The following is a 7,781-nucleotide window of genomic DNA, read 5'->3' on the forward strand; positions in this document are numbered from 1 at the left end:
CCACCTCGCCCAGCACCGTAATGCCCAGCGTGAGGCCGCCGCGGCTGGCCGTGGTGTCGCCGCCCACCAGGTCCACGTTGTAGGCCTCGCAGGCCAGGCGCATACCCGCGTACAGCTCCTCAATGGCTTCCACGGTGAAGCGCGGGCCGGCCGACAGCGCCACTACCAGCTGCGTGGGCAGGGCATTCATGGCCGCCACGTCCGATACGTTCACGGCCACGGCTTTGTAGCCCAAGTGCCGCAGCGGGCAAAACGACAAGTCGAAATGCAGGCCTTCCACCAGCAGGTCGGTGGTCATCACGGTATCGGTACCGGCCGTGGGACGGATGATGGCCGCGTCGTCACCAATGCCGAGCACCGTACCGGGCTGGCGCGTCGTGATGGTATCCTGCAGGCGCTTGATGAGCGCAAATTCGCCGATGGCGCTGAGCGGAGTGAGTTTATCAGCCATGTGTCTTTATTGTCGGTTTTCGATTACTAAGTTGTCCCTGTCGGCCTATTTCACTAAGTTGGCCAGCGTTATCACGGCCACCCAACAGCCGACAGCTACCTGTTGGGCCGCAAAAGTACGCCCACAAAAAAAGGAGGGAATTGCTTCCCTCCTTTTTGGCTTGATTGCGTGGGATGCTTACTGCACCACCAGCTCTTTGTAAATTTTCGTCTGGCCGTCGGCGCTCAGAATCTGCACGAAGTACAGGCCGGGCTTCAGGGCCGAAATATTGAGCGTGAGCTTCTCCTGGCCCGTGCCCTTGGCTTCGGCGCTGATGGTCTGGCCCAGGTTGTTGAGCAGCGTAACGCGGCCTACTTTGGCGTCTTTGATTTCGACAGTAGCCAAGTCGTGAGCCGGGTTCGGATACACGCTGACGTTGGCGTCGAGCTTGGCATAGGTGCCCAGCGTCGTCTGGTAGGCACCATATGGGCCCGTGTAGTCGGTGTGCTCGCCGAGGCGGCTGTAGGACTGAGCGGCGGCGTCGGTTACCCCGCTGCCGGGAGCCGAAGCGTAGCTGTACGTCACCCACTCGTCGGCAATGTTGTAGCCGCTCACATACGCTCCGGCAGGGGCCGGACCGTACACCGTGGGCGTAGTGGTACGTACGCCCTTCGACACGCTAGCCCGACGCATCAGCGACTGATTTTCCGACACCACATCCGGAATGAAGTTGGTACCCGGATAAATCGGGTCGTTCGGGTTGCTGCCGCGCCAGTTGCCTACACTGCTGCTCACAGCGCCCGAGCGGTCGGGTGGCAGTTGGCCAATTACCCCAATCACGTCGATGATAACGCCGTTGCCGGTACCAGCAGTGCCGCTGGGATAGCGCACCAGTGCCATGGCGTCGTTGCCGTTGAAATAAATAGTGCCTCCGCCGCTGATGAGGGTGGGGTACGACGGGCCGGGCGTCAGCGGAGCGTGGCCCAGGCTGAATTGGTTGGCGGCGTTGCGGATAGCCGGCAGCGTGGCTTCGCCGCTGGCCAGCACGAAAGCAGTGCCGCGGGTCAAGGTATTGCTGCCTACGGCCTGCTGGGTGGCGTTGCTGCGGAACAGCTTCTCTTCTTCCGTCGGAGTAGCCGAGCCGTTGGAATAGCGACGCACCGAATACGGGGCCAGGTTCACCGTGCTGGTGGTCGGGTTAAAGATTTCGATGGCCCGCTCGCTGCCGGTCGAAGGCGCAGTGGCACCGCCATACACCACGCCCGATTGGTGCGCTCCTTCGTCATACTCGGAGAAAAACAACTCAGTGCCCTGGGCATGAGCAGCGCCGGCAACCAACAGAGCGGCCGAGAGCAACATGTAATGCTTTTTCATGATTTTTTTAGCTAGGAAAAGTCGATGCAGAGCAAAGATACGCGGCCGCGCGGGTTCCGTTGCACTCTTCCATCTGCCTGCGGTGCAAACGTTTCAATAGCACGCGTAAATTGCACTTAAGCCCGCAACTTTCTATTTAAGCCCGCAACTTTCTATTGCTAACGAGCGTTAGCAAGCATATCTTTGCTGCGCTCCATGACTCCTACTGCTCCCACCCGCTCGCGCAAGGCGCAAATCGACCATACGGCCACGGCCCTGTTTCGGGCGCGCGGCTACGCGGCCACCAGCATGCGCGAGCTGGCTACTGCCCTGGGCCTGGAGGCGGGTAGCCTGTACTCGCACATCAAGTCAAAAGAAGAAATTCTGCACCGCGTGTGCTTTGGCCTTGCCGAGGCATTTTTTGCGGGCTTTGATGATGCCACGGCCGACGCGGCCCTGCCCGTAGCCACGCAGTTGCGGCTGGCCATTGAGGCTCACGTGCGGGTGCTGACGCAGGACAGCGCAGCCTCGGCCGTGTTTCTGCACGAATGGCGCCACCTGAGCGAGCCGGCCCGCACCGAGTTTCTGGCCCTGCGCGACCGGTACGAAGCGGGCTTTCGCTCGCTTATCGCCCAAGGCCTTGCCACCGGCGAGCTACACGCGCCCGATGCCGCCTTTGCTGCCCTCACCCTGCTGGCCAGCCTGAACTGGCTGCCCAGCTGGTATCGTTCGGAGGGCAAGCTCAGTCCCGATGAAATTGCACATCGCCTCGCTGAGCAGCTGCTCAACGGAATGAGAAGTCATTAAAACAGGAACGAAGCAATTCTGCTTCTCCCTTTCTCATTCCAGTGTTTTACTTGTCCATTCCTCATTCTTAATCCTCATTAACAATGTACGGTTCCGCCAGCACCCACGACCTGCCCAGCACCGCCACCACCGGCCTGGAAAACGAAGACCCCATTTTGCTGGCCGAGTTTGAGGCCCGCATTGCCCGGGGCGAGAAAATTGAGCCTGGCGACTGGATGCCGGCCCTCTACCGCAAGCAGCTCACCCGCATGATTGAGCAGCACGCGCACTCCGAAATCATCGGCTCGCTGCCCGAGGGCACCTGGATTACCCGGGCACCCGGCTTCCGCCGCAAAATGGCCCAGATGGCCAAGGTGCAGGATGAAGTGGGCCACGCGCAGCTGCTGTATTCGGCTGCCGAAACGCTGGGCAAAACCCGCGAGCAGATGCTGGTCGACCTCATCAACGGCAAGAGCAAATACTCTAACGTTTTCAACTACCCCACGCCCACCTGGGCCGACTCGAACGTGATTTCGTGGCTGATTGACGCGGGCGCCATCGTGAACCAGCTCGCCAACGCCAAAGGAAGCTACGGCCCCTACTGCCGCGCTCTCGACCGGATTTGCGCCGAGGAGGCCTTCCACCTGAAGTACGGGCACGACGCCGTGGTGCACATGGCCACTGGCACACCCGTGCAGCGCAAAATGATGCAGGAAGCCCTGAACCGTTGGTGGCCGGCCATCATGACCTTCTTCGGCCCTTCGGACAAAATGAGCGTGCACACCGAAATTCTGATGCGCTGGAAAGTAAAAATGGCCAGCAACGACGAGTGCCGTAACCAGTTCCTCGACATGTACGTGCCGAAAATCTGGGAAATTGGCCTTACCCTACCCGACCCCAACCTGCGCAAAAACGAGGAAACCGGCCAGTGGGAGTTCACTGAGCCCGACTGGGAAGACTTCAAGCGCGTGATTAACGGCGACGGCCCCTGCAACGCCGAGCGCCTGGCCGTGCGCCGCGCCGCCGAAGAAAACGGCGCCTGGGTGCGCCGCGCCCTCAGCGCCGGCAAAACTGAGCGCCAGTACGTTCGCCCACTTGCTTAATTGACGGTCATGCTGAGCTTGTCGAAGCATCTATCCCGCAATACTGAAATTGATTAGTTGCACGGTAGAGATGCTTCGACAAGTTCAGCATGACGTGCTTTTATTATTCGCGATGATACATTCCCTCGACCCGCGCATGAACCGCCTAGGCTTGCCCGAAACCGCCCCGGCTGCGGCCAAACCGGCCCTCGACCAGTTTGAGACTTACGAAGCTTTTCATCAGAAAAAAGAGGGCGCGCCGTTTGTGTACGTGGGCCCGGTGCACGCGCCGGAGCCGGACTTGGCGTTTTTATTCGCTAAGGAGCAGTACAGCCGGCGTTTCACGTGCTCAGGGCTTTGGGTGGTGCCCACCGCGGCCATTACCGTGACGGAATACGTAGGCGACACCGAGTCGGCCTACGACACGCTGCCGCTGCTGCTCCGCATCGCCGCGCCCGCGCCGGTCGATGAATCGGTGGAGCAGGAAGCAGCGTACGCGGCCGGCGAGGAAGACTACGACATCTTCCACCTGAAGAAGCGCGGCAAGGCCCACCAGCACGTGGGCAAGGTGCGCGCCGCCTCGCCCGCCGAGGCGTTGCAGGTGGCTAAGGCGGTATTCGGTGAGCAGCGGCCGGTAGTGAACGTGTGGGCCGTGCGCTCGGCCGATGTGCTGCACTCGGACGACGACGACCGTGACATCTGGGCCACCACTACCGACAAAAAATACCGCGACGCCATCGCCTACAAGGTGCAGGACCGCATCGAAAAATTCAAGGCCGAAAACCCGCAAGCCTAACTCATGGACCCGAAACTCGACCTGCTATACCGCCTCGCCGACGACCAGCTCATCCTCGGCCACCGCAACTCGGAATGGAACGGCCTGGGGCCGATTCTGGAAGAGGACATTGCCTTTTCGAGCATGGCGCAGGACAAGCTGGGCCACTCGCTGCAGCTCTACGGCCTGTTGCACGAGCTAGGCGAAGCTGAGCCCGACACGGTAGCCTTCACCCGCAACGCGCCGCAATTCCACTGCTGCCAGCTGGTGGAGCTACCCATTGGCGAGTACGATTTCAGCCTCACGCGCCACTTCCTGTTCGACCACGCCGAGCTGCTGCGCTTTCAGGCTTTGGCCGAGAGCAGCTACGAGCCGCTGGCCCAGGTAGCCCGCAAGCTGCGCGGCGAGTTGAAATATCACGCGCTACATGCCAACACTTGGATGAAGCGCCTCGGTACCGCCACCGACGAAGCCATTGAGCGTATGCAGGCCGCATTGAATTTCACGCTGCCCTACGCGCTGGGCATCTTTGAGAAGACTGATGCGGAAGCGGAAATCATCAGTTCCGGCCTGTTTATTGGCGAAGATGCATTGCAGAGCCGCTGGCTCGAAAGCATCACGAAAGTACTGGGACAGACCGCGCTGACGCTGCCGGATTTAACAGTTGTTGCGCCGGTTTTGGGTGGCCGCCACGGCCAGCATACCGAGCACCTGCAGCCGCTGCTGGATGAGATGGCCGAAGTATTCCGCCTCGACCCCACGGCGGATTGGTAGGATTGTAGTTGCTGTAGGGGCGGGGCTCGCCCCCGCCTGAGCGGGCACGTTGTTCAACCAATTTCGCTTAACGAAGGGCGGGGGCAAGCTCCGCCCCTACTTTCAGTTGCATGTCTGATTTCCCAACCCAAGCCCAAATCCTCGATTGGCTGCAAGCCGTGAAGGACCCCGAAATCCCCACAATTTCGCTGGTGGATTTGGGCGTGGTGCGCGGCGTGGAGATTGACGAAGTCAGCGGGGCCGTGTCGGTGCACCTCACGCCTACGTTTGCCGGCTGCCCGGCCATGGACTACATGAAGCGCGATGTGGAGCGGACGCTGCGCGCGCACGGCCTGGCCGACGTGCACGTCGATATCAGCCTGCGCGAGGCGTGGTCGTCGGACATGATTTCGGACGCCGGGCGGGCGGCGCTGCGGCAGCACAAGCTGTCGCCGCCGCCGGTGCTGGGCAACGTGGTGTTCGACCTCGATTTTCTGGAATACGCCGAGTGCCCCAACTGCCACGGGCACAATACGGAGCTACGGACGCCGTTTGGGGCTACGCTGTGCCGGGCCGTGCATTATTGTCACGACTGCCGCCAGTTGTTCGAGCAGTTCAAGCCGGTGTAGCTTTGCCCGCTACCGCAGCCCCATTTTTCGATTTTTATGTTCGCTTCTCCCTTCTCCTCTTCGCTGAAAAAAGCCAGTCTAGGCTTGATTTTGCTGCTGGGCATGGCCGCCTCGTGCAAGCGCGACGGCGCTAAAACCGTAGCCGTGAACCCGGCTTCGGCCGCAGCCGCTAAAGCCCAACTCGACATTCTGCGCGATTCGGTAGATGTGAAATGGCGCAACATGATGGAAAGTGACGACCAGAAGCTGGCCATCACGCGCCTGCTATTGCGCGAGCTACGCGGCCAACCCGGTCGCACCGAAGACCAGATTAAGGACTTCGAGCGCGCCAACGCCCGTCTCAAAACCCTGCGCTACGACCAGGCTACGATGAATAACTCGGCTCTGATTGACCAGTACGACACGGCTCAGGACTCGCTGCTGAATGCCCTTTACCCCATGGCCGCCCCCAACGGCGGCGCCCCCACTGAAAACGCCCGCAATTTTGTTGAAGGCATTCAACAGCTCGACGCCGGCGTGGTGGGCTTCCGGGTGCAGTACGACGATGCGGCCAAGCGCTACAACAACTACTTAGAGTTACACCAAGCCGAGTTGCAGTCGCTCGGTGGCAAGTATGCCAGCCTCAAGCCCCTGCCGCTGTTCACCATTGTGGTGAAACAGTAATCGCGCAAGAGCTAAACAGAAACGCCGGTCATCCCGAGCGGAGCGAAGAACCCTATTGCGTCAGAACAAACCGTTTCAACGTAACAAGGTCCTTCGCTGCGCTCAGGATGACCGGCGTTTCTATTTAGCTATACTCTCAGCCTACAGCGCTTCCATCTCGGCGCGTACGAAGTCGGCGAGGGTACGCAGGTAGTCGGTGCTGAAATCGAAGCGGATGCCGGCGGCGGCGTAAATCTGGCCGATGGGCGCGGTGTAGCCCAGCGAGAGGGCGCGCTTATAAGCGGCCAGGCCCTGGGCGGGGTTCTGGCGGAAGTTGCGCCACACGGCAATGGCCCCGAGCTGCGCCATGGCGTACTCGATGTAGTAGAACGGCACTTCGTAGAGGTGCAGCTGCTTCTGCCACAGGTAGGGCTTGAAGGCTTCGAGGCCGGTCCAATCTACGGTGCGCTGGTTGAACTCGTCGAAAATCTGCACCCAGCGCTGGTGGCGCTGCTCATTCGTGTGTAGTGGGTTTTCGTACACCCAGTGCTGAAACTTGTCGATGGTAGCCACCCACGGGAAGGTTTCGAGCACACTTTCGAGATGGGTTTTCTTGGCCCGGCGCAGGTCGTCGGGGTTCGGGAAAAATACGTTCCACTGGTCCATGCTCATCAGCTCCATGCTCATGCTGGCCAGCTCGGCCACTTCGGACGGCGGATGCTTGTCGGCCCCCAGCGGCAGGCCGCGGGTGAGGAAGCTGTGCACGGCGTGGCCGCCCTCGTGCAGCATGGTCACTACGTCGCGCAGCGAGCTGGTGGCGTTCATGAAAATGAAGGGCACGCCGGTTTCGTCGAGCGGGTAGTTGTAGCCACCGGGGGCTTTGCCCTTGCGGCTTTCGAGGTCGAGGTGGCCCATCTGGCGCATGGTGCGCAGGCAGTCGCCGAGGTAGGGGTCGAGGTTCTGGAAGACGGTGATGGTTTTTTCGAGCAGCTCGTCGCCGGTGCCGAAGGGGCGCAGCGGCGGTTGGCCGCTAGGGTCCACGTCGAGGTCCCAGGGGCGCAGGGCGGGCAGGTTCAGGTCCTGCCGGCGCTCCAGGTCGAAGCCGTCAATCAGCGGCACCACCGTTTCGCGGATGGCAGCGTGAAAGTTGAAGCAGTCCTGCGGCGTGTAGTCGAAGCGGCCCAGCGCGGCAAACATGTAGTCGCGGAAATTGGCGAAGCCCGCGTTCAGGGCCACCTGCGTGCGCAGGCCCACCAGCTCGGTGAACAGCGCATCGAGCGCCTCGGCATCCTGGAGGCGGCGGGCCTGAATGGCGCGCCAGGCGGCCTCGC

The 7,781-nt window shown here is 61.2% G+C and carries 9 protein-coding genes; 6 read left to right on the top strand and 3 right to left on the bottom strand.

Going from position 1 to position 7,781, the window contains the following annotated elements; all coding sequences use genetic code 11:
- Both ACYVDE_RS10190 and ACYVDE_RS10195 read right to left on the bottom strand, forming a co-directional pair.
- Window positions 1-451 (bottom strand): thiamine-phosphate kinase (locus ACYVDE_RS10190; RefSeq protein WP_460501403.1); only part of this gene is annotated, 451 nt, incomplete at its 3' end.
- A gap of 177 nt (window positions 452-628) precedes the next feature.
- The gene (locus ACYVDE_RS10195; RefSeq protein ID WP_460501404.1) at window positions 629-1,804 is read right to left on the bottom strand and encodes a T9SS type A sorting domain-containing protein; all 1,176 of its coding nucleotides are present in this window, start codon (window positions 1,802-1,804) and stop codon (window positions 629-631) included.
- Window positions 1,805-1,999: 195 nt separating this feature from the next.
- On the opposite strand from ACYVDE_RS10195, the gene ACYVDE_RS10200 reads away from it, so the two are divergent.
- The 6 genes from ACYVDE_RS10200 to ACYVDE_RS10225 all read left to right on the top strand — a co-directional run bounded on the left by ACYVDE_RS10200 (window position 2,000) and on the right by ACYVDE_RS10225 (window position 6,471).
- Entirely contained in the window at window positions 2,000-2,590 is a 591-nt protein-coding gene (locus ACYVDE_RS10200; protein WP_460501406.1) for a TetR family transcriptional regulator, read from the top strand.
- 83 nt (window positions 2,591-2,673) lie between these two features.
- On the top strand, window positions 2,674-3,672 hold the full coding sequence (gene paaA, locus ACYVDE_RS10205; RefSeq protein ID WP_460501407.1) for a 1,2-phenylacetyl-CoA epoxidase subunit PaaA: 999 nt from the start codon (window positions 2,674-2,676) through the stop codon (window positions 3,670-3,672).
- A 112-nt stretch (window positions 3,673-3,784) separates the two neighbouring features.
- Window positions 3,785-4,447 (top strand): phenylacetic acid degradation b, encoded by a 663-nt coding sequence (locus tag ACYVDE_RS10210; RefSeq protein ID WP_460501409.1) that lies wholly within the window; start codon window positions 3,785-3,787, stop codon window positions 4,445-4,447.
- Between the two features lie 3 nt (window positions 4,448-4,450).
- Entirely contained in the window at window positions 4,451-5,200 is a 750-nt protein-coding gene (gene paaC, locus ACYVDE_RS10215; protein WP_460501410.1) for a 1,2-phenylacetyl-CoA epoxidase subunit PaaC, read from the top strand.
- Window positions 5,201-5,310: 110 nt separating this feature from the next.
- Window positions 5,311-5,808 carry a PaaD family protein gene (gene paaD / locus ACYVDE_RS10220; RefSeq protein ID WP_460501411.1) on the top strand — a complete coding sequence of 166 codons (498 nt, stop codon included), beginning with the start codon at window positions 5,311-5,313 and terminating at the stop codon, window positions 5,806-5,808.
- A gap of 36 nt (window positions 5,809-5,844) precedes the next feature.
- Window positions 5,845-6,471 carry a hypothetical protein gene (locus ACYVDE_RS10225; protein ID WP_460501412.1) on the top strand — a complete coding sequence of 209 codons (627 nt, stop codon included), beginning with the start codon at window positions 5,845-5,847 and terminating at the stop codon, window positions 6,469-6,471.
- A 141-nt stretch (window positions 6,472-6,612) separates the two neighbouring features.
- Here ACYVDE_RS10225 and ACYVDE_RS10230 read toward each other — a convergent pair.
- Window positions 6,613-7,781, bottom strand: a 1,169-nt coding sequence (locus ACYVDE_RS10230; protein WP_460501414.1) for a M3 family oligoendopeptidase, incomplete at its 5' end; no start/stop codon positions are given.

Source organism: Hymenobacter agri (assembly GCF_054778495.1).

Bases quoted from the DNA above. Each gene is read 5' to 3' on its own strand.
- ACYVDE_RS10210 (WP_460501409.1), top strand. From the start codon at position 3,785: ATGATACATTCCCTCGACCCGCGCATGAACCGCCTAGGCTTGCCCGAA.
- ACYVDE_RS10195 (WP_460501404.1), bottom strand. From the start codon at position 1,804: ATGAAAAAGCATTACATGTTGCTCTCGGCCGCTCTGTTGGTTGCCGGC.
- ACYVDE_RS10225 (WP_460501412.1), top strand. From the start codon at position 5,845: ATGTTCGCTTCTCCCTTCTCCTCTTCGCTGAAAAAAGCCAGTCTAGGC.
- paaD (WP_460501411.1), top strand. From the start codon at position 5,311: ATGTCTGATTTCCCAACCCAAGCCCAAATCCTCGATTGGCTGCAAGCC.
- paaC (WP_460501410.1), top strand. From the start codon at position 4,451: ATGGACCCGAAACTCGACCTGCTATACCGCCTCGCCGACGACCAGCTC.
- ACYVDE_RS10200 (WP_460501406.1), top strand. From the start codon at position 2,000: ATGACTCCTACTGCTCCCACCCGCTCGCGCAAGGCGCAAATCGACCAT.
- paaA (WP_460501407.1), top strand. From the start codon at position 2,674: ATGTACGGTTCCGCCAGCACCCACGACCTGCCCAGCACCGCCACCACC.